22 protein-coding genes and 1 pseudogene are annotated in these 25,656 nt (G+C 43.1%); 22 read left to right on the top strand and 1 reads right to left on the bottom strand.

All coding sequences use genetic code 11. The features are described from left to right. Positions 1 to 103: 103 nt before the first annotated feature. From ACSQ8O_RS22340 to ACSQ8O_RS22255, 18 genes are all read left to right on the top strand, one after another. Positions 104 to 1,036, top strand: a complete 933-nt coding sequence (locus ACSQ8O_RS22340; RefSeq protein ID WP_436243420.1) for a GDSL-type esterase/lipase family protein — start codon at positions 104 to 106, stop codon at positions 1,034 to 1,036. Positions 1,037 to 1,275: 239 nt separating this feature from the next. Then, on the top strand, positions 1,276 to 3,033 hold the full coding sequence (locus ACSQ8O_RS22335; RefSeq protein WP_436243419.1) for a sensor histidine kinase: 1,758 nt from the start codon (positions 1,276 to 1,278) through the stop codon (positions 3,031 to 3,033). Beyond that, positions 3,014 to 4,177, top strand: a complete 1,164-nt coding sequence (locus tag ACSQ8O_RS22330; RefSeq protein WP_436243418.1) for a response regulator transcription factor — start codon at positions 3,014 to 3,016, stop codon at positions 4,175 to 4,177. Before ACSQ8O_RS22335 ends, ACSQ8O_RS22330 begins: the two co-directional genes overlap by 20 nt. A 165-nt stretch (positions 4,178 to 4,342) precedes the next feature. Next, complete coding sequence (locus tag ACSQ8O_RS22325; RefSeq protein ID WP_057308673.1) at positions 4,343 to 5,221, top strand: carbohydrate ABC transporter permease; 879 nt, start codon at positions 4,343 to 4,345, stop codon at positions 5,219 to 5,221. A gap of 12 nt (positions 5,222 to 5,233) precedes the next feature. Continuing rightward, entirely contained in the window at positions 5,234 to 6,091 is an 858-nt protein-coding gene (locus ACSQ8O_RS22320; RefSeq protein WP_436243417.1) for a carbohydrate ABC transporter permease, read from the top strand. A 30-nt stretch (positions 6,092 to 6,121) separates the two neighbouring features. Beyond that, positions 6,122 to 7,282: a mandelate racemase/muconate lactonizing enzyme family protein gene (locus ACSQ8O_RS22315; protein WP_057308675.1), complete on the top strand. Its 1,161-nt coding sequence runs from the start codon at positions 6,122 to 6,124 to the stop codon at positions 7,280 to 7,282. Between the two features lie 23 nt (positions 7,283 to 7,305). Next, a complete protein-coding gene (locus tag ACSQ8O_RS22310) occupies positions 7,306 to 8,661 on the top strand; it encodes an ABC transporter substrate-binding protein (protein WP_436243416.1) in 1,356 nt (451 codons plus the stop codon). Further along, positions 8,661 to 10,085: an FAD-dependent oxidoreductase gene (locus ACSQ8O_RS22305; protein ID WP_436243415.1), complete on the top strand. Its 1,425-nt coding sequence runs from the start codon at positions 8,661 to 8,663 to the stop codon at positions 10,083 to 10,085. Before ACSQ8O_RS22310 ends, ACSQ8O_RS22305 begins: the two co-directional genes overlap by 1 nt. A gap of 477 nt (positions 10,086 to 10,562) precedes the next feature. Continuing rightward, positions 10,563 to 11,066 (top strand): CBO0543 family protein, encoded by a 504-nt coding sequence (locus tag ACSQ8O_RS22300; RefSeq protein WP_436243414.1) that lies wholly within the window; start codon positions 10,563 to 10,565, stop codon positions 11,064 to 11,066. Positions 11,067 to 11,568: 502 nt separating this feature from the next. After that, the gene (locus ACSQ8O_RS22295) at positions 11,569 to 12,300 is read left to right on the top strand and encodes a DUF2334 domain-containing protein (protein ID WP_436243413.1); all 732 of its coding nucleotides are present in this window, start codon (positions 11,569 to 11,571) and stop codon (positions 12,298 to 12,300) included. Between the two features lie 271 nt (positions 12,301 to 12,571). Next, positions 12,572 to 12,772: a hypothetical protein gene (locus ACSQ8O_RS22290; RefSeq protein ID WP_436243412.1), complete on the top strand. Its 201-nt coding sequence runs from the start codon at positions 12,572 to 12,574 to the stop codon at positions 12,770 to 12,772. Positions 12,773 to 13,190: 418 nt separating this feature from the next. Further along, positions 13,191 to 13,403, top strand: coding sequence for an SGNH/GDSL hydrolase N-terminal domain-containing protein (locus ACSQ8O_RS22285; RefSeq protein ID WP_436243411.1), 213 nt, complete (start codon positions 13,191 to 13,193; stop codon positions 13,401 to 13,403). A 4-nt stretch (positions 13,404 to 13,407) separates the two neighbouring features. Then, a complete protein-coding gene (locus ACSQ8O_RS22280; protein ID WP_436243410.1) occupies positions 13,408 to 13,596 on the top strand; it encodes an SGNH/GDSL hydrolase family protein in 189 nt (62 codons plus the stop codon). A gap of 387 nt (positions 13,597 to 13,983) precedes the next feature. Then, positions 13,984 to 14,286, top strand: coding sequence for a CBO0543 family protein (locus ACSQ8O_RS22275; protein WP_436243931.1), 303 nt, complete (start codon positions 13,984 to 13,986; stop codon positions 14,284 to 14,286). Positions 14,287 to 14,853: 567 nt separating this feature from the next. Beyond that, positions 14,854 to 16,413 (top strand): spore germination protein, encoded by a 1,560-nt coding sequence (locus ACSQ8O_RS22270; protein WP_436243409.1) that lies wholly within the window; start codon positions 14,854 to 14,856, stop codon positions 16,411 to 16,413. Beyond that, positions 16,410 to 17,519 (top strand): GerAB/ArcD/ProY family transporter, encoded by a 1,110-nt coding sequence (locus ACSQ8O_RS22265; protein ID WP_436243408.1) that lies wholly within the window; start codon positions 16,410 to 16,412, stop codon positions 17,517 to 17,519. The genes ACSQ8O_RS22270 and ACSQ8O_RS22265 overlap by 4 nt, the downstream gene beginning before the upstream one ends. Continuing rightward, complete coding sequence (locus tag ACSQ8O_RS22260) at positions 17,516 to 18,727, top strand: Ger(x)C family spore germination protein (protein WP_436243407.1); 1,212 nt, start codon at positions 17,516 to 17,518, stop codon at positions 18,725 to 18,727. The genes ACSQ8O_RS22265 and ACSQ8O_RS22260 overlap by 4 nt, the downstream gene beginning before the upstream one ends. Then, complete coding sequence (locus tag ACSQ8O_RS22255; protein ID WP_436243406.1) at positions 18,724 to 18,948, top strand: hypothetical protein; 225 nt, start codon at positions 18,724 to 18,726, stop codon at positions 18,946 to 18,948. The genes ACSQ8O_RS22260 and ACSQ8O_RS22255 overlap by 4 nt, the downstream gene beginning before the upstream one ends. 356 nt (positions 18,949 to 19,304) lie before the next feature. Here ACSQ8O_RS22255 and ACSQ8O_RS22250 read toward each other — a convergent pair. Continuing rightward, a pseudogene (locus ACSQ8O_RS22250) lies at positions 19,305 to 19,743 on the bottom strand (transposase); the annotation flags it as partial. 617 nt (positions 19,744 to 20,360) lie between these two features. Between ACSQ8O_RS22250 and ACSQ8O_RS22245 the strand changes: the two are divergent. From ACSQ8O_RS22245 to ACSQ8O_RS22230, 4 genes are all read left to right on the top strand, one after another. Further along, on the top strand, positions 20,361 to 21,386 hold the full coding sequence (locus ACSQ8O_RS22245) for an RCC1 domain-containing protein (RefSeq protein WP_436243405.1): 1,026 nt from the start codon (positions 20,361 to 20,363) through the stop codon (positions 21,384 to 21,386). Positions 21,387 to 22,118: 732 nt separating this feature from the next. Further along, complete coding sequence (locus ACSQ8O_RS22240) at positions 22,119 to 23,288, top strand: ROK family transcriptional regulator (RefSeq protein WP_436243930.1); 1,170 nt, start codon at positions 22,119 to 22,121, stop codon at positions 23,286 to 23,288. Between the two features lie 42 nt (positions 23,289 to 23,330). After that, positions 23,331 to 24,785, top strand: coding sequence for a sulfatase-like hydrolase/transferase (locus ACSQ8O_RS22235; protein WP_436243404.1), 1,455 nt, complete (start codon positions 23,331 to 23,333; stop codon positions 24,783 to 24,785). 62 nt (positions 24,786 to 24,847) lie between these two features. Next, positions 24,848 to 25,633 carry a MurR/RpiR family transcriptional regulator gene (locus ACSQ8O_RS22230; RefSeq protein ID WP_436243929.1) on the top strand — a complete coding sequence of 262 codons (786 nt, stop codon included), beginning with the start codon at positions 24,848 to 24,850 and terminating at the stop codon, positions 25,631 to 25,633. Positions 25,634 to 25,656: the final 23 nt, after the last annotated feature.

Genomic DNA, 25,656 nt, shown 5'->3' with positions numbered 1-25,656 from the left:
GGTGGAAAAATTGCAAGTTTTCAAGGGAATCGCATTTCACAATGTTGATGAATTGGTACCTTTTGAAGGCGGGGGTTGGGCTCTAAACCGGGTGCCTTCCCAAGTGAGAAAGGAGTTAAATGAGGCAGCCAGAGTTGACCGTGCGGAAAATACATGCGGAGTGGAGCTAAGGTTCTTAATGCGTAGTGATAAGGCGAAGATTATTCTTCGCCGAGGTAAAGCGCGTCTTGATTCGTCACATGCTGCAGAAGTCTATTATGGCCAATTTCAGGCGCCCTATTCAGTCACTCCGAGAATGATTGGGACGGATCTTACTGAAATTACTATTGAACGGCCCCATATAGAGAAGCTTTCAGCACTTTACCGAGAACATAATCTCGTTTTCGATCCGGAGGTTGTTCGAATCATCTTGCCATACGATTGGAAAATTATTTTCATGGATGCAGAAGGTGATCTAGTTCCACCGAAGCCGCAACAATTACCACAACGTCGATACCTGGCCTATGGTTCATCCATTACGCATGGCGGTGATGCCGTGCGTCCCACCGGATCTTATGCGATGCGCATAGCCGATCTACTTGGCGTGGATTTATTGAATAAGGGATTCGCAAGTAGCGCACATATGGATCTGGCCCTCGGTCATCATATTGCGGAGCGCGATGATTGGGACTTTGCATCACTAGAGATGGGGATAAACGTGATAGGGCAGTGGACGGCAGAAGTATTCGAACATAAGATGCGTGATTTTCTTTCTGCCGTCCTTAAATGCAAGCGTAATCGATGGCTCTTTGTGACGGACCTATTTCTATGTAACCATGATCTGGATGGTTTGGATCGGATCTTAGACTATAGGTTGGCAGTCCGTCGAGCAGTCGAGGATTTAGGTGATTCGAGGACTATCTACACAGCGGGAACGGAGCTGTTGCGAAGTGTAAATGAGTTGTCCGCCGATCTTGTCCATCCTTCAGCGGCGGGTCAAGAAGCAATCGCTTTACGCTGGTCCAAGCTCATGCGCGACCGGATTGAAGCGGAATAACTTCGAGCTCTTTGCTTAGCAATCATTCGGAAACGACAAGCGTTCTTCAATTTTAACCAGTACAAGGGAATGGAGTTCGTGGAATTCGTTTTTATAACATTACATTCAGAATCCGTTCATGAAAAAGCCGAGGGCAAATGAAGCCGTCGGCTAGAAGTGTCTATAATTACTATATATTACCAATTCCATTGAAGGTCCTTATAACTTTATTCAAGATTTTAAAGATAGGAGCGACGGATATGGGCTTTATAAGCTTCCACAACAAATTGCTGGCCGCTTTCCTATTCTTAATTTTATTCCCCACCATAGGGACGGTCTATTATTCTTATCATGAGTTCAATGACTTGCTCCGCAAACAAGTGGAGCTGGATGCGGCCAATCAGTTGGAGCAGGTGAATTTTAACTTCGAAAGGCAGCTAAAAGTGATCACAAGTACGATGAATTCGATCGCTTTGGATCCCAATGTGAAAACATTGCTGGAAACACCAAAAATCACCGAACGGGATCAACTGAATGCTGCTCAACAGATGGATAAAAAATTTCTTGAAGTAACAACGACACTTTTGGATGATACGGCGCAAATTATAGTTCAGGATAGAAATATGCACATTTATACGTATGGCATTCCCAATGGGTCTAGAGACGTTAGGGAACAGTTAATCGATCAAATTACAGCAAAGAACGGATATATGGTTTGGTCGATACAATCACAAACTGCGGACAATTCCGAAAGCGGTTTTATCACGGTGGGTAAGCTCCTCAAAGACGAAAACTTGTCGGATCTGGGAGTAGCGGTAATTCGCTTGCCCACAGATGAATTGCTCGAGATATTGGGAAGACAAGGCTCCTCCTCAGAACAGACCGGCTTCTTGCTTTCTGAAGACGGTATTTGGGGCACCGACTTGGAACTCAATAAAGCCATTTACGAGCAATTAAAGTCGAGTTGGTCCGCAGGAAATAATACGTATGAGATTAATTGGAATGGGGAGTTGTATCTGGTCAGCACATATTCGCTTTCCATTCCGGGCTGGCATGTCGTACAAATGATTCCATACACCGAAATGTACCGGAAGGTCAATCAGATGACCCGCTGGACGGTACTTGTATTATCATTAGCGATGACGATATTCATCGTACTGATTATCGGTTTTTCCTCGATGCTGAGCAAGCCGATCCGAGAGTTGAGGAGAGTGATGAGGCAGGTGGAGTCCGGCAGGCTGGACGTTTCCTGCGAGGTGAAGTCCCGAGACGAGATTGGATTATTAAGCAGAAGTATGAACAGCATGCTGATGAGGCTAAAGAGCCATATTGAAAATGAGGTGATTCTGAATAAGCAGAAGGAACAAGCCAAGCTGGAGGCGCTCCAGTCGCAAATTACCCCTCATTTTTTATACAATACGATGAATACGATCAAATGGATGTCGGTAATGGCAGGCACAAAGGACATTACGGAAATGCTGATGTCGCTCGGACATTTATTGAATATGAGCATCCATCGCGGACAAGAGATTATTAAGTTTGAGGAGGAACTGGAGAACGTCCGATCGTTTTTGACCATACAGAGATACCGTTTCGGTGAGAGCATTAAAGTCCGGGAGGAGATTAATCCGGGATCACTGGCTTGCATGGTGCCCAAGCTGTCTTTACAGCCCCTGGTCGAAAATGTTTATCAGCACGGGATATTCTCCGGAAGGGGCGAGGGCGAGATGATTATTCGAACAAAGCTTGCCTCCGGAATTTTGCTAATTGAGGTGGAGGATTCAGGGCAAGGTTTATCTCAGGAAAGAATCGATGAAATTCATAAATTGTTGAAGCAGCCGGCATCGGCTCATGGACCGCGCATCGGTTTGAAAAACGTTCACAATCGCATCCAATTAATGCATGGGACGGACTGTGGAATACAGCTTCAGAAAAATAAAGGGAATGGTCATACAGTGGTTTCCATCAAGCTGCCGGTTCACAAGGAGGAGATGGTTGATGAAGATCGTCGTGATTGATGATGAGATACTCGTACGCAGAGGGATTATGAGCATGAATTGGGAGTATTATGGGATAGAAGTGGCTGGTGAAGCTGCCGACGGAGAAACTGGCCTTGAGCTAGTAAGGCGTACGCTGCCAGACATAGTACTAAGCGATATTCGGATGCCCAAAATGGATGGGTTAACGATGATACGTACGATCAGGGATGAATTTCCTGAGATGAAAATAATAATACTTAGTGTGCTGGAGGATTTTGAATCAGTCAGGAAAGCCCTTCGCTTGGGGGTAACCGATTACGTACAGAAATTTCTAATGGGTCCGGACGAACTGCTGGAAACGGTGTTGAACATCAAGCGAATTCAGGATTGCACAGGTAAAGCTCGTCCGACATCCAAACATGACACACTACCCGACAAGTTGTCTGATTGCGAGCTGGAGAAACCGGAGGCGGACTTTTATGGACAAGCGCTGCGCCCGGAAGACGGCGCGAGAACGCATGCTGCCGTAAGTACAAGCATAAACTTTTTTGCCGTCGAACATTTAAAACAATACTACACGGTACTTGAAGGGCCGGAGGAAGCTATTGCTCGCGAAGGTTTCGAACGTTTGTTCCCGTTAGATGCAGATGAGTGCATCACAGAGCAAAATATAAAAAATGAAATATGCCTATGGGTTTCCACCGTGGTCTCTCTGATGCAGGAGTGGGGCGGGAATATTCAGCAATTTTGGAACCATTCGTCCCCCTACAATCAAATTTCACAAGCTGCAACCTACCAGCAATTAAGAGGTTGGTGTCTCGATTTTCACATGCTGGCTTGGGAGACGCTGCATATTCTCAAAGCCTCGCATCATCGAATCGAGATTTGTAAAGTCATAGATTATTTACATGCTCATTATATGGACCAGATTCAGGTTACTGACATGGCACATTTGACCAATCTAAGTGTAAATTACTTTAGCTACTTGTTTTCCAAGGAAATGGGAGAGCCATTCGTCAATTATTTGCAAAAGGTTCGCGTGGAGAGGGCGAAAGAGTTGCTGAGAAGCAATCAGTTACACTGGATCGACGTCGGAGAGCAGGTCGGCTTCCGCAGCACAAAATATTTTGCGAAAATTTTCAAAAAGTACACGTCTGTCTCTCCTTCTCAGTATAAGTATTGAGTCTCGAAGAATCGGTGATCAATATCGAAGAATTGCAAACGCACCCTTTAAAGAGCGGATGGTTGCTCAATAGGAAATAATAAATACGTTCGTATTTCAAAGATGCGTGAGTTTCTGAATAATAGCGCTTACATTATAATTTTCTCAAAAGGAGGTGAACTTAGTATGAATAGATCGGAAGCACTTCGAGGTTGGTTGTTTATTTTCCCCAGTTTGCTTGGCTTTGGATTATTTACATTTATTCCCATTATTTTCTCTTTGGTAATCAGCTTTGCCAACTGGAACTTTTTAGAGGGGTTCTCTGGGATCGAATTTGTGGGATTCAGCAATTACACAAAAATGTGGAGTGATCACTGGTTCATCGACAGTCTGAAAAATAATCTGGTTTTCACCTGTGTCACGGTGCCCGCGACTATCGTCTTGTCTCTGCTGTCGGCGCTCGCATTAAATAAAGGCGCATATCTCAAGTCGACATTCCGGATGCTAATCTTTATGCCTCACATCTCAAGTTTAGTAGCAATATCGGTCGTGTGGGGAGTTTTGTATAACCCGTCTCAAGGTCCAATCAATGCTTTCCTTAGAAGCTTGGGAATCAGCGACCCTCCCGGATGGCTGTCCAGCTCGACCTGGGCATTGCCCGCGATCATGATTATGACCATTTGGTCGAACATCGGGTATAACATGATCATTTATTTGGCTGGCCTTCAAGGTATACCGAAGGATTTATATGAGGCTGCCAAAATCGACGGTGCCGGCTCTAGAGGCTGCTTCTTTCACATTACGCTGCCAATGCTGTCCTCGACAACTTTTTTCGTGTTAATCACAAGCATGATTCATTCCTTTCAAGTGTTTATCGCTGTGTTCTCGATGACGTACGGCGGTCCTGGAACGGCTACTAGCGTCATAACTTTTTATATTTACCAGTCTGCATTCAAGTTTTTCGATATGGGTTATGCTTCGGCGATGGCATGGATCCTTTTCATTATGATTTTCATCATTACCATCGTTCAGTGGCGAGGCCAAAAGAAATGGGTGCACTATTAATAGGGGGGCGACATGAGAGGTTTTTTACACAAACAAACGTCTTCATCCAAAGAGGTTGTGTCCAAATTGATGCTCACAGTGGTGCTGGGCGCATTAAGCCTGACGATGGTCCTGCCTTTTATTTGGATGCTGTCCACCTCTTTAAAGGGACAAGCTGAAGTATTCGTGTTTCCCGTAAAGTGGATTCCCTCGGTATTTCGCTGGGATAATTACAAATCGGTATGGATGGGGCCGAATCCGTTTTGGTTATATTACTTGAATTCCATTAAAGTAACGATATTGACGGTGGCAGGTACGGTCGTTATTAGCTCGGCTGCGGCATATGGCTTCTCGCGCATCGTATTTAAAGGACGGGACACGATTTTTATGCTTTATTTAGCAACATTAATGATTCCAGATCAAGTCACCCTTATCCCCAGATTCATACTGTTTAAGTATCTAGGCATGTACAATTCCCACCTGGCCCTTATCGTACCCGGCGTTTTCGTAGTGTTTGCAGTGTTTTTACTTCGGCAATTCTACATTACGATTCCCCATGAATTTTCCGAAGCTGCCCGGATAGAGGGAGCAGGCCATTTCCTGATTTGGACAAAAATCGTGATGCCTCTTTCGAAGCCGGCGTTGGTTTCTCTTGTGATTTTGAACGTAACGTCGAACTGGAATGAGTTTATCAATCCTCTTGTATTTTTGTCAGACAATAAATTGTATACGGTACCGCTTGGTTTAACGAACTATATCGATGAAATGGGAACAGACTACACTCTAATGATGGCTGCTTCGGTAAGTGCCGTTCTGCCGATCATCCTGATCTTCATTCTCGCTCAGCGATGGTTTGTGGAAGGGGTTGTTTCCAGCGGTATTAAAGGTTGATTTTTAATCAAATAGCATACGGAGGGCAATATGAGAATTAAGTCAATCGACATCTATGTTCACAAATCCCCTAAGCAAAGCGTGCAATTAATAAATTCGGCTGCTACAAAGCCTGACTCCGATTATTACCGCCATCCAAAGTATAAAGCAATTTATTCGACCAAGCAGGAAACACTGCTGGTGAAAATAGAGACGGAATGCGGATTAACCGGCTGGGGCGAAGCTTTATCGCCGATCGGGCCTGAGGTCACCGGCAATATCATCAAGCGAATTTTGACACCGCTATTGCTAGGCGAAGACCCGCGCCAAATCGAGGTTTTATGGAATCGCATGTACGGCTCGATGAGAGAACGAGGTTTTTTCTCCGGGTTCATGCTGACGGCCATCTCGGCTGTCGATATTGCATTGTGGGACCTGTGGGGAAAATCGCTGCACCAGCCGATACATGTGCTGCTCGGTGGTGCGGAAAGAAAGCGGATACATGCTTATGTCTCGGGGCTGTACGCAGATTCAGACTCGGAGAAGGGCAAGCTGGCGATTCAGTGGAAGGAACAGGGCTTCGACGCCATCAAGCTGCATTTGGGCTTTGGGATCGAACAGGATGCCCGAACCGCCCAGACGATTAGGGAAGCGGTCGGGGACGGTTTCCGATTAATGGTTGACGTGCACCAGCAATATTCGGTGTCGCAAGCGATTCAATTGGGCCGCCGGCTGGAAGCCCTCGGTTACGATTTTCTTGAGGCTCCTGTTGCCAGTGAGGATATCCAGGGAATCGCTGAAGTCAGCCGGGCGCTGGATATGGCCGTAGCGATTGGCGAAGAGATCCGAACGCGTTATGAGTTCAAGGACCGGATTAACGTAAGAGCCGGAGATATTTATCAGCCGGATATGGGTTGGGTTGGCATTTCCGAGATGCGTAAAATCGCCACGATGTCGGAAGCCTTCAATATTCAGATTGCTCCCCATTTAAGCAATGGGCTGGGTATTTGCATCGCTGCGACGTTGCAGCTATGCGCTAATATCCACAATTACTACACGCTTGAGTTCCAGCCAAACGTGCTGCCGGCGGCGAACCGGCTTCTGAAGGAGCCTATTGTTTGCAAGAACGGGTATTACGAATTGCCAGAAGGCCCTGGGTTGGGCGTTGAGATCAATGAATCTGCGCTGATGCAGTATGCAGAGTTATTGTAGGAGACAATACAAGGAGGGTTCATATGAAGAAATTACTTTTGACAGGATTGGTTTTAAGTATGATGGGGCTTGCAGCCTGTTCGCAATCGAATACGGACAATGTGGGCAAGCAGATAGAAGGAACGGTGACAACGGCGGCCAAAAATGAGGTGATTAAATTAAAGATGTGGGGAGCGATTCCACCTGAAAACGGTCCTCAGCAGATGGTCGACAACTGGAATAAGGCCAATCCGAATATTCAGGTGGAATATCTTCGGTACGTGAATGACGATGCAGGCAACACGAAGCTGGATACAGCCTTATTGGCGGGTGGGCAGGTAGACGTTTTTATTAACTACGGTATGGCACCAATGCAAAAGCGAATTAAGGCGAAGATTGCAGAGCCTCTCGACAGCTATTTCGCCAAAGACAAGTTCAACATTGAAGAGAATTTCGGTGATAAATCCATTCTAAAGATTAACAACAGCTCCTATTATATTCCGGCCATTATTTTAAATGAATTCGTATCTTTAAATAAAAGCTACCTGGACGAAGCGGGTCTTCCCATTCCCAAAACGTGGACTTTGGACGAATACGCGGATTATGCCACCAAATTGACGAAAGGCGATGGGGCGAGCAAACGTTATGGTTCATTTATTGGCTGTTTGGAGCCGAAGACCGCCTGGATGAATTCGATCGTCAAGACGGAGCTCGGTCCAGATGCGTACTATAAAAAGGACGGAACGAGCAATTTCGATGCACCGCCATTCAAGAAATATATCGATGTCATGGTCAATTTGGAACGGAACCTAAAAGCGCAGCCGGCATATGCGGAAGCGAACACTACTAAACTGCAGGGCACCAGCATGTTCGCTACCGGAAAAGCAGCCATGAATCTCTGCGGTACGGCCAGCATTCGGACGATTAAGGATATAAAAAACTTTCCACATGACTTTGTAACGGCATTGGCGCCGACACCTAACATTTCTTCGGGGGGCAAATATCCAGGTGGCGGTACTTCCTATTTCGATTACGTATCCATCAACGCTGATTCCAAATATAAGGATGCGTCCTGGAAATTCCTTAAATGGTATGTGACAGAAGGAAACGAACCGTTAATTGCCTCAGGAAGGGTGCCTTCTTGGAAAAAGGTCGACAGGAACAAAGTACTTAAGCTGCTGCTTGGCGATAATCCGGAAAAACTGTTTGATCTGGAATCGTTTAAGCGCGTGATCTTCTCCGAAAATGACTATGTCGTGGATTCGAATGTGGAAAAGCTTCCGGAACTGACTAAGGTGGTCAATGAGGAAGTAGAAAAAGCACTGCTCGGCGAACAAACGTCGGCAGCCACAATCGCAAACATGAAGAAAAACGGTGATAAGATTTTGTTAGGTAAATAATGAAACCACTTGAAGGGAAGTTATTCGGAATGACTTTAACGCAGCCATATGATGTTGCAGTGATTGGAGGAGGTCCGGCGGGTGTGGCTGCAGCGGTTGCAGCTGCGAGAGCTGGGGCTCGAACGATCTTGATCGAGCCGACCCCGTATCTAGGCGGTGCGGGCACCGGAAGCATGGTCGGCCCATGGATGACAAACTTCTACAAAGATACCCAAGTTATTCGGGGAGTGTTCCAAGAAATTGTAGACTTGCTTGTGGAATACGAAGGGTCTACGGGGACGATCAAGTGCCCTTACAAGGATCCGAACAGCACGTGGGGGACAGGCGGACATATCACCCCCTTTGATGTCGAAATTCTTAAATTCGTATTGAACAAAATCGTGACGGAAGCCGGTGTCGACCTTCGGTTAAACACGACAGTCGATCAAGTCGAAACTGAGAGCGGCCTCGTTAAATCCATAGGAACTGTGACTAAATCCTCGAAGCAACTCATAAAAGCAAGGGTTTTTATTGATTGTACCGGTGACGGGGATATTGCTGTCATGGCCGGCGCTCGTTACGAATACGGACGCCAAAAAGATGGGGCCGTTCAGCCGGTAACTTCGATTTTCAAGATGAGCTATGTTGATACTGACTCTCTTATCGAATATACACGGCAGCATGAGGATGAACTCGTCTGGGTTACCTATCCGATCTTGCCGCCAAACCTGCCTTCGTATTTTTCTAACTCAATGGTCGCTTTCAGCGGCTTTAACAATCTGGTCCTTCGAGGGCGGCAGCAAGGTGAGCTTAATCTCGGACGCGAGCGCGTCACTCTTTTTTCCGATTACCGAAAAGGGGATGTGCTGTTCAATGCGACAAGATTAAATGAGATTGATGGCACCGACAATCGGGACCTAATCCGGGCAGAGCTTGAGTTGAGGGATCAAGCAATTTCTTTGGCTCAATTCGCCCGGAAGTATTTTCCCGGATTCTCCCAAGCTTCAATTTCGGGCTTAGCTTCGAAAGTCGGAGTTAGAGAGACGCGGAGAATTGTCGGGGATTACATCCTGAATGAAAACGACGTTCTGAAAGGACGGAGCTTCGCTGACGGCATTGCCAAAGGCTGCTTTCCGATTGATATTCATAACCCGAGGGATATGACCAACCAATGGACGGAATTGGAGGGGGCATATGATATACCCTACCGATGTCTACTTCCGTTGGGCCTAGAAAATGTGTTGGTCGCAGGACGCAATATTTCTGCAACCCATGAAGCATTGGCTTCCTTACGTGTTCAATCGCATTGTATGGCTATAGGCCAGGCGGCTGGCGTAGCCGCTGCACTTTCTGCCGGTCAAAAGATCGCAGCACGGGAGGTTAACGTTTCCGAGTTGCAGCGAATCCTAAGAAACCAAAAGGCTATTGTTGCAGGCGATGCATAAAGGAGGAACGGCTCCTATTATCCTAGAGGCGAGCGACTGAGCATAAGCACATTCGTAAAGGACCACCCGGATTTCGTAGGCAGCAGCTCCTTCGAAATCCGGATATTCCATGGAGACGGCGGAATTCATGATTAATTCCTAATGACTGGAATCATCTCCGAGCTGCTGATTGAGCGATCAATCATGAGTCAAAGTGGTCAATAGAGCTAGTTGATAAAATATGTCCAGATAGAGGAATACCCCAAGGTGTCTCGATTTTCGATCTGATCCGGCAACATTTCAGCGTACACCATCTTGACGTTTTCCCATATCCGAAGCTTCCCGAATATGTCAATGGAGACCCGAACCTACTAGCTAGCAAGGCATTGGGCATGAACGAGGTGGAGCTTTGAAACCTCTGAAAGATATTTTATTTAGTTGAACATTACTGTAAAGTGCATATTTAGGCCAAAAAAGATTGAGAACGAATACCAGGAGGTGGTTCCAATCGAAGATTTTGTTCGGAGCAGTATAATTTCTTGGAAATGGTGGACTTGTCTAGCATTATCCGTATTACCATGGATATTGTGGTTGATCTACGATAGAAGAGAATATAGAAAACAACGTTTTTACGCCGGAGCTGTCATAGCTCTCATTTCATGCATCTTGGATGCTTTGGGAGTCACATTGGGTTATTGGAAGTACAATGTACAATTATTGCCTATACCAATTGGAATTCTTCCGTATGATTTTACTCTTATACCTGTAATTATAATGTTTATGATAAAAAGTGATTTGATAAAACAAGTATTCATAAAAGGTAGTCTATTTAGTTTTCTCACAACGTACATTGGACATCCATTATTTGATCAGTGGCTTCATTTTGTCAATCATACTCATTGGGAAAATAGTTTGTCACTACCAATTTATTTATTATTATATATTATTGCAAATTGGTTATTTTTAAAATTTAACAGCTTAACCCGAATGCGACGAGTTTAAGATTGGATATGTTTCATGCAGCAAGATTATTGCTTAACTGATAGATCTAGAGCATCTTGATACTAAGAGGTGCTTTAGTACATGGAAAAATATTTTCAAGGGGCAGTTGAACAAATCTATTTGTCTCCGAAGGTTACCTGGCTCAAAGTCTATGTTGAAGGTTTATCAGTTTTGCTCATATAAAACATATTATTATTTAATAAGAAAAGCATATAAATAGGATCTAATGCCAAACTTTGAATATATAAAGAAGTATTTATGATTTTTGCAATTCTTCAGTACTCATTGAAAGCATTAAATTTTCAATCTAAGAAAGACTTGATGTTATAGGTTTGGAATATTATTCAAGGGAATCAGTTTCTTAGATTTCTGTTGAGTGTCTAATGATATAGAAAGAGCAGATGGTTAAAAGTATCAAAAAATCAAAATATAAATTTATTCTATTAATATATAAAATATCATCTTAGATGGAAATTAAATAAAAAAAGGAGAGAATCGGAAAATGAAGTGTAATATGGGCACTGATAATTTTGCCTTTGATGGACAATGGATTATTCTTAAAGCTGATGATCTAGTCTATTCGGAGGATAGCCCCGATGGCTTGTCTCCGGCATGGAATCGTTTCTTTAATGAGATGGAGCGACGCGGAATTGTTGCAAGCTTGGGGCTTATCGGGAATACCCTGGAAAACGCAGATGAACGGTTTGTTTACAGAGTAAAGCATCTGATAGAAAAGGGTCATGAAATCTGGAACCATGGATACGATCACATGCTATCTAAGGAAAACGATCAAAACGTTGTATGCTACGAGTTTCAGAATACGTCAGCTGAATATCAGTTGGAGCATCTTTTGCGCACACAACAGTTGGCACGCAAGCGTTTAGGGGTAGTGCTTCGCACATTCGGAGCACCGGGCAATGCAATAGATGATCATACAACGAAAGCTTTGGAAGCAGTGCCGGATCTTATGGTTTGGCTGTTTGGTCGCCTGAGCAGCAAAGCAGTGCTGGAGCGGGTTGTTGATATTGAGCACCCTGTCATTCACCCCAATCTAGAAGCTTTCCGGCAGCAGTATGAAGCCAAAGGGGTAGACAAGAAATATTTATTACTTCAAATTCACCCCCCACACTGGAATGCTGCGGATTTCACAGAATTTGTTCAGGTCATGGATTATCTGGAGCAGAAACCGGTGCGGTTTATCACTCCTTATCGGTTTTATACCCAGTATTATTAATAATACTAGCTGTATGCTTACAGAAAACAATAGTTAATGCAATTGTAAAATCTGGCATCCCGAAAGTGTGAGGGACGCGAAGTAGTTATCAAGGCAGGGAGTTTTTTGTTTATGTCGTTATTACCAAAAAAGTAAAATGTTTTTTTTTGCTAAAAGTTTCCTTTCGCTATGCACTTGGTAAAAACTTCGATGAGATGCTCCAACAAACGTTCATGCATACTTGGAAATTAGACGCCTTTACAAAAAGTATGTATTGGAAAAGGAGGATACGATGTCCAAGGATGAACTAGAAGAACCAAACAAGTTGGTTTATAACGAGACTTTGGCATATGTTGTTGATCGGTTTGTACATGCAGGAGTAGAGCGGGAGAAAATAATTGCTTTGGTTCGTACAATGAAGGAAATGTTTGGTATAGAGTCAGAGGATGAGGCTGAAGCAGCATTCGAAAAGTATTTGAGAACAAAAAACTAAAAACCTTTCAATGTCGGTTAAGCCCAGATTAGAAAAAAGGAATAGAGCTATTAAACTTGTATCGGGTTGTCCTTAAAAAGGAAAATGAAATAGCTTATTATTTCGTTAGAAAAGTAATTGCGCAGTATTTTAATGCACAACTTCAGAATAGCTACATTTTTATTCATTGTCCTATAAACGGAAAAAGTACATGTCACAAACGGATCTGACAGGGACCACTCTTTACCTTGGCTTCCAAGACCGATCATTATTCCATAAAAAAACTGCTTCTGGAAGCTTCCGTTATGACAGATCTAACGGTAATAGAAGCTTCGGAAACTTAAAGTCGATATACAAACGAAAGCTTTACCTTTAACTCTTTATCTACTTAGGAACACAATTTTCATATGAGATCAACGAATAAGGGATGAGGATGAATATGAAACCATATCGTTGCACGGAAGAACCGATAAAAATTTATGGTTTGCAAAACCAGCTTGTGCCTAACCGTTTTTGGCGCCTTCCGGAAGAGCTGCTAGGAAATTTGACCGAGAGGGTTGCACGAAGAGCCAAGTCGCCTGTAGGCGGACGCATCCGTTTTCGTACGGATTCCACTCAAGTGACTATCCGTACGATGTTAAAGTTGAACTAGACGTGTGATCCAAAAGATTTATGAAAATGCGAAGTCTTCAGGAGATCCATATGTCTACTTTGTTGATGGGGAGAGCTGCTTCGGAACAACGAACCGCGAATCATGTACGGTCGACGGTTTCCATCCGAACGATCTCGGTTTCTTGCGTATGGCCGAAACCATTTACCCTGTGCTAAAGCGAATTATTCGTTAAGCACTTTTATGTACATGGGATACCTACATGCGAGGATCTGACGAGCGGACGTCTTGTTTACGACGTTATGGCCCGAACGAATTATGAGATCGACATTCATAGCCCTTACGGCAAGAAGACGACTGACGAACGCAAATTAAACGGCTACGATATTCCCTGCTGCATCAATTGCTCGCCGAACAAGGCGTCGTGTTTATGAAATGATTGCGAAAAAAGGGATGTTCGATGCAAACAGCAAACCCGATTTTAATTTTACGAAATTGGAATAGGTGGGGTAATAGTGAATAAGTTCGATCCGACATGGAACTGGGCGATCTGCTTCCTCTTATCAGTTCTTCCTTGGTATTTATGTTGGAAAATTGTAAATAAGGACCATAGAAAAAAACAATCGTTGCAGGAGCAGTCATTGCAATCATTTCTCTGATACTTGATGTCGTTGGTGTAAAACTAGATTTGTGGACATATCATGTATGTGTAATCCCAATATACATTGGGTTGTTTCCGTATGACGCTACTTTGATACCCGTTATCGTTATGGTTCTTCTCTATAAGTTTCCCAAAATACATCTCGTAATAAAAGCTGTCCTTTTTAGCACGTTAACAGCCTATGTAGGGCACCCCATCTTTGATAATTGGCTGGGATTTGTTAGTCATATACATTGGAATAACAGTTATTCCATCCCTATATAGTTATACATCATAGCTCATTTCATCTACACGCAGCAAATGAAGAAACTGTCATAATTATCTTCTCTTCCATTATATATGCCCCATTCACATGACTTCATTTCAATTGGAGGTTATCAGTAATGGAGCACCACAAACGTTTCATGCCATGCTTTCTGGCAGAAACTATCAGGCATCATCAGATTTCAACGTTAATTGGCACATTTAAATGAGGCAAACTATATCCTTCAAATTTTTTCCTAAAAGTCAGTCATCCGCAGTGTTCCTATCAAGGATCAGCCGGAATTTACGATTGATTATGGATAGTAGTCGTAAGTAAGTATAAAAGTACGAAAAAAGTCGAGTTCAGGAGCAGCTTTAATCCTGACTCGGCTTTTTTTTCATACATGGCAGCAGATCGGTAATGATACATATAAGTAAAACCACGCTTTATTCAAGTATTATCGATCCTCTTACGGGTGGATACATATTCCATGTTCATTAAGGAGATAATCAACTCATGGACATCAGGAGTCTCATAAATATTCCCAGGGGAGGGAATCAATCGTGGATTTTTTTAGAAAGATAGTCATGAGAAGAAATAAATTCGCGAAAATCGAAACATCGATTGATATACCCCAAAAAGTGAATGGGGAGGGGACCCTGCTTTCATTAGGACTTGGTCATAATTTGAAGATACTCCAAACCATGTATGAAAACTGCCCTTATGTCGTTTTTCATAAATTTTTGATTTCCGGGAAAATCAATGCGGTTCTTATCTATATCGAAGGCTTGTCCGATAAGAATATGATCGATGAATACGTTCTTGCGCCGTTAACGGATAGTACGTCGGTGGGACAGGAAAACATAGAAACCCTCCTTCAGAAAAAAATATCACTTTCTAACCAGAAGAAAATCAAGTCGATCGATGAAGTTGTGGAACAAATTTTTGAAGGTAGTCCTGTCCTACTGATCGATAATGAATCGCAGGGCATTGCATTAAATTTAGCCAAGTGGGAAAAGCGCTCGATCGAGGAACCTATGGCAGAGCCTATTATTAGGGGATCTCGGGAAGGATTCACCGAGACGTTGTCAGTAAATATGTCCTTGTTGCTGAGGAGAATCAAAACACCTCTGTTTAAAATGAATCAAATAAAAGTCGGCCGTTATACCAAGACCAAAATCATTGTTGCGTATATCGACGGACTGGCAGACCCTACCTTAGTACGGGAAGTCATGAATCGGTTAGAGCGAATCGAGTTGGACGGTGTACTCGAAAGCGCGTATATCGAAGAGATGATCGAAGATAACCCGTATTCTCCTTTCCCGCAAATTTTAACTACAGAAAGACCTGATTCTGTCGCTGCCAACTTATTGGAAGGACGTGTCACCATCCTGGTCGACGGAACTCCTTTCGCCATTGTTGCACCGACGACCCTCTTTTCCTTGTTGCAATCGCCCGAGGATTATTATCAGAGTTTCATGTTTGTTACGATGCTTCGTTGGCTTCGCTACATTTTTGTTGGCATTGCCTTACTGGCTCCTTCGGCTTATGTTGCTGTTCTTACCTATCATCAAGAGATGGTGCCAACGACACTCTTGCTCAGCATATCCAAGTCGAGAGAAGAAATTCCTCTTCCAGCTTTTTTTGAGGCTCTTTTGATGGAGGTAACGTTCGAAGCGCTTCGCGAAGCAGGGATCCGGCTTCCGAAACAAGTAGGTGCGGCGGTTAGTATCGTTGGAGCATTGGTCATTGGTCAGGCTGCGACGGCGGCAGGGCTCGTTTCGTCCCCGATGGTCATGATAGTGGCGATTACAGGAATCGCTTCTTTTATGATTCCTCATTACAATGTAGGAATTTCGCTTCGAATGCTGCGCTTTCCGATGATGATTTTAGCTGGCATGATGGGCTTTCTCGGGTTAATTCTCGGCGTGATTACGATGGTCATTCATCTTTGCACGCTGCGTTCATTCGGTGTTCCCTATTTGTCTCCATTGTCGCCGATGGAAGCTCGCGATATGAAAGATGTATTCATCCGTGCTCCGTGGTGGAAGTTAAACACTCGCCCGCACTTAAAGGGGGCATGGAATAAGTATCGACAATCTCCTGGGGAAAGACCCGGGTCCGGTAAGGGAGAAGATTCCAAATGATTGAAAGAGGCAAAATTTCCTCCTTACAGATGGCGCTCATTCAATACTCTGTTGTCTTGGCGACGGGAGATCTTCTTATTCCGGCGGTAACGGCAAAGCTTGCCAAGCGGGATTTATGGTTGTCCCCGATTTGGGCTTCAGTCATGGGATTTGTTGTCGTATATTTCGTTTATCGCTTATACAAGCTCTTTCCCAAGGAGACGATTGTTCAGCATGCCGAGCGGGTTTTGGGCCCGATTACAGGGAAAATCGTCGGAATTTATTTTTTGTTTACTATTCTGCAAATAGATGGCAACATTGTTAGGTCAGCCGGAGAGTTTCTTTCGACTGCTTTTCTCCCTAAAACCCCCATTCTAGTCATTATGGGTAGTGTGGTGATGGTTTGTTCCTTTGCCGTGCGCGGAGGTCTTGAAGTCATAGCCAGATGTGCCCAAATCTTTATACCCATAGTGATGATACTATGGATTCTTTTCTTTCTTTTGCTCACTCCGTCGATGAAACCCGGTAACATGCTTCCAATCTTTGCGAACGGAATCATGCCTTCCTTCATTGGGGCGATTCCGCCAGCTGCTGTTATACTTCATTCCGTACTTATTACATTTATGCTCCCTTACTTGAGGGACCCGGAAAAAGGAATGAAGTGGGGGATGATCTCCGTCGTGATCTCAGCGCTTACGCTGACTTTTATTACGATGGCCACTCTGTTTATATTCGGGGATATTACCTCCCAACTCGTATATCCCGTCATGATGGCCATTCGGTACATCGAAATGGCCGGGTTTATCGAACATTTGGAGTCTTTCATGATGGCCGTTTGGATGATTGGCACCTTCATCAAAATAACGATTTATTATTATGCGTTTGTTCTTGGCCTCTCGCAATGGCTGCGCCTATCGGATTATCGGCCTCTTGTTTTTCCGGCTGGTTTTATGCTGGTTACGTTCAGTATATGGGTCGCTCCTGATGTACAGGAATTTACTCACTTCCTTGGCACGGTTTCTTATTTTTGGAGTGCATCAATCGAAGCGGGAGTTCCGATCATCTTGCTGCTCGCCGCTATGGTGCAAAAAATGCTTCAGCGAAACAATGGGGGACAGAAGGGATGAATATGTCCTATTGGGTTAAACACTTAAAGCTTTACCTTCTTGCTATTTGCGGCGCCGTTCTCGTATTGCTCACAGGCTGCTGGGACCGTAGAGAAGTCAACGATTTGGCTTTAATTCTCGGCGTGGCAAGCGATAAAAAAGACAATGATACAATCGAGCTATCCGTGCAAGTATTCATACCCAAATCCGCGGGAGGCGGGCCTTCAGAGGGAATGTCCAGTGGAGGGGGAGCAGGACAGACATTTGTTAGATCGGCTACGGGCGTGACAATGGCCGATGCGATGTCGAAGCTGAGAGAAAAGTTCCCGCGGGAACTTTTCTGGGGACATGATAAAGTTTTTATTATTGGAGAGAAGATGGCAAAAGAAGGGGTCAGCGACATGATTGACTTCATGATGCGATTTCCGCAAGCACGCGTACGTCTTCGGGTCTTTGCCTGCCATGGAAGTGCAAGACATGTCCTGGAGCTAATCCCACCGCTGGAACAAAGCACGGCAGAAGTACTTCGGGAAATGTTGGAGCTGCATTCAGTTGTGGATGTACCGATTAAAACTTTTGCTCAAGCGTTAGCGGGCAAATCAGGTGCCGCGGCCTTGCCATGGCTTGAAATTGTGCCTCCGGAGCCGAATAAAAATGAATTTCAAACGGTTCCATTCATTAAGGGAACAGCTGTGTTTAAAAAAGATAAAATGGTTGAGCGGATTGACGAGAGGATAACCAAAGGGGTGGTCTGGATCAGGAATGAAATAAAAAAAGAAATAGTAACTGTGCCATCACAAGATGGGAATGGATTTGTAACGGTGAATGTAAAAAGCAGCAAAACTGAATTAGTTCCAGATATTCAAAATAATCAATGGAGCATAAAGGTCAACGTGAAACCAGAAGCAAGGGTGATAGAAAATACAATGAGCCTTTCTTTGAAAGATCCTGAATTTTCAAAAGCGATCGAACAGAATTTGAATACAACTATCGAAAAGCGTGTGAGGAACGCACTGGCACAAGTGCAAGGAAAGATGCACGCGGATATCGTAGGTTTCGCGGAAACCTTTTACCGTAAATATCCCAAAGAATGGGAAGCAATCAAAGATCAGTGGGATGAGCAGTTTCCAAAAGTGCAAGTCTACGTCCAAGTTGCGTCTAAATTGTTGAGCCCCGGAATAGCGGATACAGGAATCAGCAGACCTGAAAAAGAGGTGAAGAAAAAGTGAAATGGGTATCCGTATTGGGGATAACATTACTTGTTACTGCGATCACTCTATTGGAATGGCCCAAATTCAGTCATCTCAGTAAGGAGAAAATGGCTTTTGCTGCTCTTTTTATGATTGGGTATGTTCTGGCCATATTGCTTATTTTCTATCCTGAGCTTCCTGGCCCAACACAAATGGCAACAGCGATATATAAACCTTTTGCAAAAATTTTGGAAAGATAGGAAGGAAGCGATACTGATTGAATCAATAAATGAGCTCTCAGCAAACAACCAGGTAAAAAAAAGTAATTTGACTTAAGAATTCTCAGATGTTGTGTAGAAAATTTGGGGATATAAAATCCCCCTCACAAAGCGAGTGCTTATTACATAGCAGATGGTTTAGAAAAAACCATTAGTGCTGACTATTGGGTAGAGAACACAGATTTCAATGCTTTTAACAGCTGGCTTAGGATTAGAGCGCATTCCGGGTAACAAACAGTAGTTGGTTGTTAAAGTTAATTAAAAAAGTGCATGGGAAAGAACCGTCGTTCTGTTAAGCGTGGAAATGGATTCTATATATTCCCATTTCTTGTTACTCACTATAGCCCGAACGCTTCCTTAGAAGTTAGGATGGCAAAAATCCAGTGGATGAGTTTATTTACACATGCAATTATTGCTACTTTGAACAGCTTTCCCTCACTGCGTTTCTTATCATAATAAGCCCTTAATTTCTTATTTCTATTACTACGAATTCCACATCGTACAGCTTGATATAAGGCAGTACGCAGCCTCCTGGAACCGTGCTTAGGGATTCTATTTTGGGTAGCTACAAACTTGCCTGAAGAAAACACTGGGATCAACACCAGCAAAGGCCACCAGTTTCTTTGCGTGATCAAATCGATCGATCTCACCAATCTCAGCTAAAATTATTGCAGCAATCTTAGTGCCAATTCCGGGTATCGATTGGATTAAAACATATTCAAGTAGCTCTTCAGCCAGGCCATCTACCGATTTATTAAGGGTTGATAGATGATCTTGTGAGGTACTCCACGGTCTAAAAAAGCTTGTGCATGGCTCTCTCCCTTTGAAACATCCACACCAATAACTGGATTCATGACATCACTCCTGTAGTATTTTCACCAGCAACCCCAAACCTTCTTGTCTTCCACACTATCGCATGTGATACGGGATTCATGTCCCAACCAGTCTAACCATGGTTGAACAAGTAGACCGCTATAATAAGACCACACAAAAATGAGGTCTACCAGAAAGATCTGGTGACCCCATAATACGATTGGGCCTTAGCTATGAGAAAATCAATGGCATTAAAGGCTAAGTCATTAAGCTACGGGCAGAATAGCAAAATAAGTAGCTGAGTTATATAATATCTTAATAAAGCAAATGGGATGAAGTCTTAATAAGTAACTTTGAAAAACGTTAAGGGATTTTTTAAAGATGATATAAGTGAAGGAGAAATTTTAAGCATAATTGGGTTTGTAATTCCTGTGAAGTTGAATTTCTTCGAAAAAAAGAAGAGGATACATGTTCCAATTGTGATTCTGCCCGATCGCATGAAAAATAGAATGAACTAACGAGGAGTCCATATATAAATTATTAAATTACCCAAATACATTTCAAGTTAAAGAAGGGCTGCCATGCAAACCATAGTCTTAATTGCCACATCACTCATGCTGCTTTTAACAGGATGTTCTAGTCATATTAAACCCAGGGAGGCCAAATCTGGAGAAGTTCCTCATACAAATTACGAGCAACCCATGTCGTCAGTTAGCCCTCCCTCTGCTCCGACTATGAGTAGAACAAAGGCTAATGAATCTGTTCTACTCAAGCCCCTTGGTGCAATGGGGGAGGTGGCATCTTATTACAATCGCCATTTAGCAATTAAGGAAGGGATTGTTTATGGTTGGACTGACGATGGTATTCCGAAAGCTATGATGGATAGTGCTGTTCAGGTCGGAGTCGGAGATACGACAAGCTTTGCTTTATTAAAGGATGGACAGTTGCTTGCATGGTTTGAAGATCCGAAAGCTATAATACCTATTGCAGAGAATATTGTTAGCTTCTCAGCCGGTCGTACTGGTGTGTTTGCAATCAAACAAGATGGTCTTTTAATGAGATTCGAATCACCAGGTAAACCAGGAGTGGAAATAGCCAAAGACGTTGTTTTTTCAAGCATTGGTGATGGAACAGATTATTATATTACAAATCAAGGAGACGTTTTCGCTCGAGGGCTTGCTCATCGAGGACAATTTGGAGACGGTCGCTTAGAAAGTACTGAGGAATTCGTCAAAGTAGCAAGCAATGGCGTACAGGTTAAAGGACATACGGGACATGCCATTCTACTGAAAAGCAACGGTGATGTGCAAGGGACTGGTGGTAATATCTATGGTCCTCTTGGCAATCATGGACTTGGTGATAAAGCAATTACATGGGGGAACATATTTACCAGAGCGAAGATTATTTCAACAGGTTCCTCGCACTCGGTTGCCATTAAAGATGATAGTACATTGTGGATATGGGGGGCTAAAGAAGGCACACAGCCTCATCAAGTTATGGAGCAAGTTGTTGCCGTTGCTGGGGGAACAAATATGACGCTCGCTAAAACTATAGATGGGAGCATATGGTTTTGGCAAACTGGTATGAATCCACGTAAGATTTTGTGATAGGAGAAAATCAAAAGGGTTATGTTAGTTTGTATGAGGGTATCAATCATTAACCTACCATTGAACTAACGTAAGAACTATAGCTCCATGACAATAGGCTACTGTAATTATCGGTGGCCTGTTCAACTAAACGGATATAGTAGTTGAGACGTCATATAATCCGTCAACAAGAAAAAGCTTTAACAATGCAAAAATAGAGACATTTTTATTAGCAATAATGTAGTCTTTGTTGTTTAAGAGAAAGTAGGAGGCATAGGTATTTATAATGATGATCATACAATTAATATTGAAAAAAATCAGAAATTAAGAAAATGTAGAAATATTATTTTATATATGCTAATATAAGAGATATCTTATTCTTAATTTTTATATTATTTTTATTGTAGTGTTATTTATAATATCGACTTAGTCTATAATTTAGATTAATGGTGTTAATAGGTAGATGATAGGAAAGGAACCGTATTCATTTAGAGTATTGTATCTAAGTGTTGGTAAGATTAATATAGCTCGTGACGGAGGAGTACTTCCAGATACATGCGAGTTTTACTATACGCATTTAGTCTATAATATAGATTAAATCAAAAAAACGTTGAGATACTAAACAGGACAATGTCAGAAGTCAACATATTGAATAGGCTTTTGGACAAAGACAAGTAATATTGGTATAGGAGTACAGGAAGTCATATTCAAACAAATAATAGTCATCGAGCTCAGGAGGGAAAAAAGTTGGAGATGTTGACGGCTAAACACGGACTTATGAGAGATATCAATAAACTGACAGTCCTAACATTAATAAGGCGAGCGGGTTCCATATCCAGAGCTGAGATTGCAGAGAAAACAGGACTCAATAAAACGACTGTTACCTCATGTGTAGAAGAACTGATAAGTAGCAGGCTGGTACGAGAAGTAGGATTAGCTGGCAAAGCCCATGGGCGTCCACCGATGATGCTGCAATTTAATGGGAAAGATGGATTGGTTGTAGGGGCGGCGTTGGGAATCGGTGGTTTAGATGTCATTATTACCAACTTGGAGGGGGAAATTCATTTTCAAGGTCGTTATGACATGCGAACGGATGATGCCAACTATTTTATAAAGGACATTGGCGATGCTATAGATAAAGAACTTCAGCGAATTGATCTTCCTCCGTTAGGGGTCGTTGGCATTGGGGTTGGTTGTCCTGGGATCGTTAATACCAGTACTGGTGAAATTGTTCTGTCCGCAAGGTACCCTAATCTTTCGAATATTTCTCTGCGTTCCGCATTGGAGGAGCGCTTCCAAACCAGAGTCACGATAGAGCAGAATGGTAATGCAGCTTTAGCTGGTACGTATTATTTTGGGAAAATGAAAGGTTCAGCGACATCCATGTATGTACATGTGGGACTGGGCATTGGTTCAGGCATTATGTTTCAAGGTACTTTGTACCGTGGGGGACTCGGCTTTGCGCCAATGCTGGGGCATACCGTGTTCAAGGCGGATGGCAAAGCTAGCGAAATTTTTGAAATGCATGCTTCCGAGTTTGGACTGGCAGAGCATTATTATCAAAGAAAACTTACTGATGAAGAAGATGGTGATTTGCTGAAGAAGGCAAACGAAATCATTCAACTGGCTATGGCTGAAGACGTCAAGGCCAAAAAATCAGTTCTTCATACTGGCGAATTATTGGGTATTGGAATCGCAAGTTCCATTAATCTGCTGAACCCGGATCATGTCATTATTGGTAGCCGGATGAATCAGGTAGAAGGTTTCATGGATACTGTGAAATCCTCTATTTCCAATCATGCGGTTCCTTATATGCTGAAAGGAGTGGCGATAATACCATCGCCTTTTCCGGAAAATTCAGTCGCCATAGGAGCAGCATCCTTGGCAATCGAGCAAATATTCAATGGTGTAAAGATGGGATAAAGGCAAGAAATATATATCAGTTAATAAGGGGTTGCGGATCAAATGAATCAGAAAAAGTCAATGAACATGTTATTTCTATTTTCCGATCAGCAGAGAACGGACACGCTAGGATGTTACGGCAACGCTTTGGTAGATACTCCTCATGCCGACAGTTTAGCCGAGTCGGGTGTCAAATTTGACTGCGCTTACACACCGAATGCAGTCTGTACACCAGCTAGAGCTTCTCTGCTGACCGGACTTATGCCACATAAGCATTGTATTTTGACGAATTTCGAACGAAATATCGGTTATCCAGAGGTTGTGAACGAAGCACATATTCCTTTCTCGCACTACCTTAAAGAAGCTGGCTATAACGTGGGGTTAGAGGGGAAATGGCATGTAAGCGAGAAGCAACCAGCTTCCTATTTCGGTTTTGATGCTGTACATTTTCCGGGTTGGGGGAACCCGATCGACCATCCAGAGTACCTTGAATATCTTACTGCAAATAAACTTCCGCCATTCAGCATCTCCAATGAAACACGTGGAGTTTTGCCAAATGGCAAACCGACTGTCGTCTTTTCAGCCGAATTCGATGGACCACTCGAAGCGACGTTTGAGTATTTCCTTGCTCATCGCACAATAAATAAACTAAAGCAATACGCCGAGGATTACCGTGAGACTGGCCAACCGTTTTATCTGGCATGTCATTGGTTCGGTCCTCATTTGCCCTATATTATGCCCAGTTATTATTACAATTTATATGATTCAAATGAAATCGAGCTATCTCCCGCATACCAAGAGGAGTTTCACAACAAGCCGATGGTGCAACGCCATTACTCTAAGTATTGGGCATATGATTGTTTCACAGAAACAGAATGGAAAAAATATGTAGCTGTTTATCGCGGATATGCCAAAATGATCGATGATCTAACGGGTATGATTGTGGAGACATTAAATCAACTGAATCTACAGGATTCAACAGCTGTTTTTTTTACAACAGATCATGGTGAATTTACCGGCTCTCATAAGATGAACGATAAAGGACCGGCTATGTATGAAGACATATATCGAATACCACTAATCATCCGAATGCCTGAAGGGCTGCAGGGTTCTGTCAGTGAGGAGTTAGTATCTCTAGTGGATGTAACGGCTACTTTTATAGAACTCTCTGGAACGAACGTTCCTGAAAGATATGATGGTCGGAGCTTAGTACCCATCCTTAAGGGTTGTCCAGTTCCGAACTGGAGAAAAGAGATCATTTGCGAATTTCATGGACTGCATTTTCCATATCCGCAGCGCATGTTAAAGGATTCTCGATTCAAACTTGTCATTAATCCTGCTGATGTCAGTGAGCTTTATGACTTAGAAAATGATCCTTACGAGCTAGTCAATCAAATCGATAACACGGAATATTCCCAAATAAAGAAAGAAATGGTGACGAAATTGTTCCATTCTTTAAAAGATACACAGGATAACTTCTACTCTTGGCTTGGAGCTAATTTCGAAATGATTGAGTAGAAGGAGTGATCCTAATCGTCTATAGGAGTTGGAGTTCATGTTAGAAGGCGGGACTTGTCAGCATTGAGGCGGCTTTAACTACACTCACACCAATGGAAAAAAAAGCAGGCGAGTTCATCATTAGTCAGCCGAAGATGGTTATTCATTTGTCGGTACAACGTCTAGCGGAGTTGGCAGAAGTGAGCGAATCAACAATCATTCGATTGTCGCGTTCCTTAAACTACACCGGCTTTAAGGAACTAAAGCTGAAAATAGCAGCCGATTTAGCTGGAGGACATTCCTACTCCGACTCTTATCAAGAGATTCATGGAGACAATTCAATATCGGAAATATCGTCATCATTAACAAATAATAATATCAAATCCATTCAAGATACGATGAAATTGTTATCCATAGAGATGCTTGAACAAGCCATACACGTTCTCAAAGGAGCGAGGAAAATTGTGTTGTTTGGTGTTGGTACTTCGGCAATTATTGCCGAAGATTTCAAACAAAAACTGACGCGAATTAACCGTTGGTGTGAATCAGGATATGGATTTGATTTGCAAGCAACCCTCGCATCCAACTTGGAGAAGGAAGACGTCGTCCTTGGCATTTCCTATTCGGGTCAAACAGAGGACATCATCAAGTCATTGCATATTGCTAAACGCAATGGAGCAAAAATAATAACACTAACCAGGTTCAGTAAAAATCCAGTCTCCAATCTAGCAGACATCCGCTTATATACGAGCTCACTTGAATATAGCATCCGCAGCGGTGCCATGGCTTCAAGAATAGCCCAACTTAACATTATCGACGTGATGTACGTAGGCATTGCTGCAAATATTAGTAAAAAATCGGTGGATTAGCATTCTAAATGTGTTATTAATCT

Source organism: Paenibacillus sp. LjRoot56, from assembly GCF_964253335.1.
Classification (GTDB): Bacteria; Bacillota; Bacilli; order Paenibacillales; family NBRC-103111; genus Paenibacillus_E; species Paenibacillus_E allorhizoplanae.
Note: the sequence above shows the minus strand (reverse complement) of the source record. Positions and strands in the feature narration are given on the sequence as shown.

Excerpts from the sequence above, each read along its gene's own strand:
- ACSQ8O_RS22335 (WP_436243419.1), top strand. The coding sequence starts at position 1,276 with ATGGGCTTTATAAGCTTCCACAACAAATTGCTGGCCGCTTTCCTATTC.
- ACSQ8O_RS22330 (WP_436243418.1), top strand. The coding sequence starts at position 3,014 with ATGAAGATCGTCGTGATTGATGATGAGATACTCGTACGCAGAGGGATT.
- ACSQ8O_RS22325 (WP_057308673.1), top strand. The coding sequence starts at position 4,343 with ATGAATAGATCGGAAGCACTTCGAGGTTGGTTGTTTATTTTCCCCAGT.
- ACSQ8O_RS22320 (WP_436243417.1), top strand. The coding sequence starts at position 5,234 with ATGAGAGGTTTTTTACACAAACAAACGTCTTCATCCAAAGAGGTTGTG.
- ACSQ8O_RS22315 (WP_057308675.1), top strand. The coding sequence starts at position 6,122 with ATGAGAATTAAGTCAATCGACATCTATGTTCACAAATCCCCTAAGCAA.
- ACSQ8O_RS22310 (WP_436243416.1), top strand. The coding sequence starts at position 7,306 with ATGAAGAAATTACTTTTGACAGGATTGGTTTTAAGTATGATGGGGCTT.
- ACSQ8O_RS22305 (WP_436243415.1), top strand. The coding sequence starts at position 8,661 with ATGAAACCACTTGAAGGGAAGTTATTCGGAATGACTTTAACGCAGCCA.
- ACSQ8O_RS22295 (WP_436243413.1), top strand. The coding sequence starts at position 11,569 with ATGAAGTGTAATATGGGCACTGATAATTTTGCCTTTGATGGACAATGG.
- ACSQ8O_RS22290 (WP_436243412.1), top strand. The coding sequence starts at position 12,572 with ATGTCCAAGGATGAACTAGAAGAACCAAACAAGTTGGTTTATAACGAG.
- ACSQ8O_RS22285 (WP_436243411.1), top strand. The coding sequence starts at position 13,191 with ATGAAACCATATCGTTGCACGGAAGAACCGATAAAAATTTATGGTTTG.
- ACSQ8O_RS22270 (WP_436243409.1), top strand. The coding sequence starts at position 14,854 with ATGAGAAGAAATAAATTCGCGAAAATCGAAACATCGATTGATATACCC.
- ACSQ8O_RS22265 (WP_436243408.1), top strand. The coding sequence starts at position 16,410 with ATGATTGAAAGAGGCAAAATTTCCTCCTTACAGATGGCGCTCATTCAA.
- ACSQ8O_RS22260 (WP_436243407.1), top strand. The coding sequence starts at position 17,516 with ATGAATATGTCCTATTGGGTTAAACACTTAAAGCTTTACCTTCTTGCT.
- ACSQ8O_RS22245 (WP_436243405.1), top strand. The coding sequence starts at position 20,361 with ATGCAAACCATAGTCTTAATTGCCACATCACTCATGCTGCTTTTAACA.
- ACSQ8O_RS22240 (WP_436243930.1), top strand. The coding sequence starts at position 22,119 with ATGTTGACGGCTAAACACGGACTTATGAGAGATATCAATAAACTGACA.
- ACSQ8O_RS22235 (WP_436243404.1), top strand. The coding sequence starts at position 23,331 with ATGAATCAGAAAAAGTCAATGAACATGTTATTTCTATTTTCCGATCAG.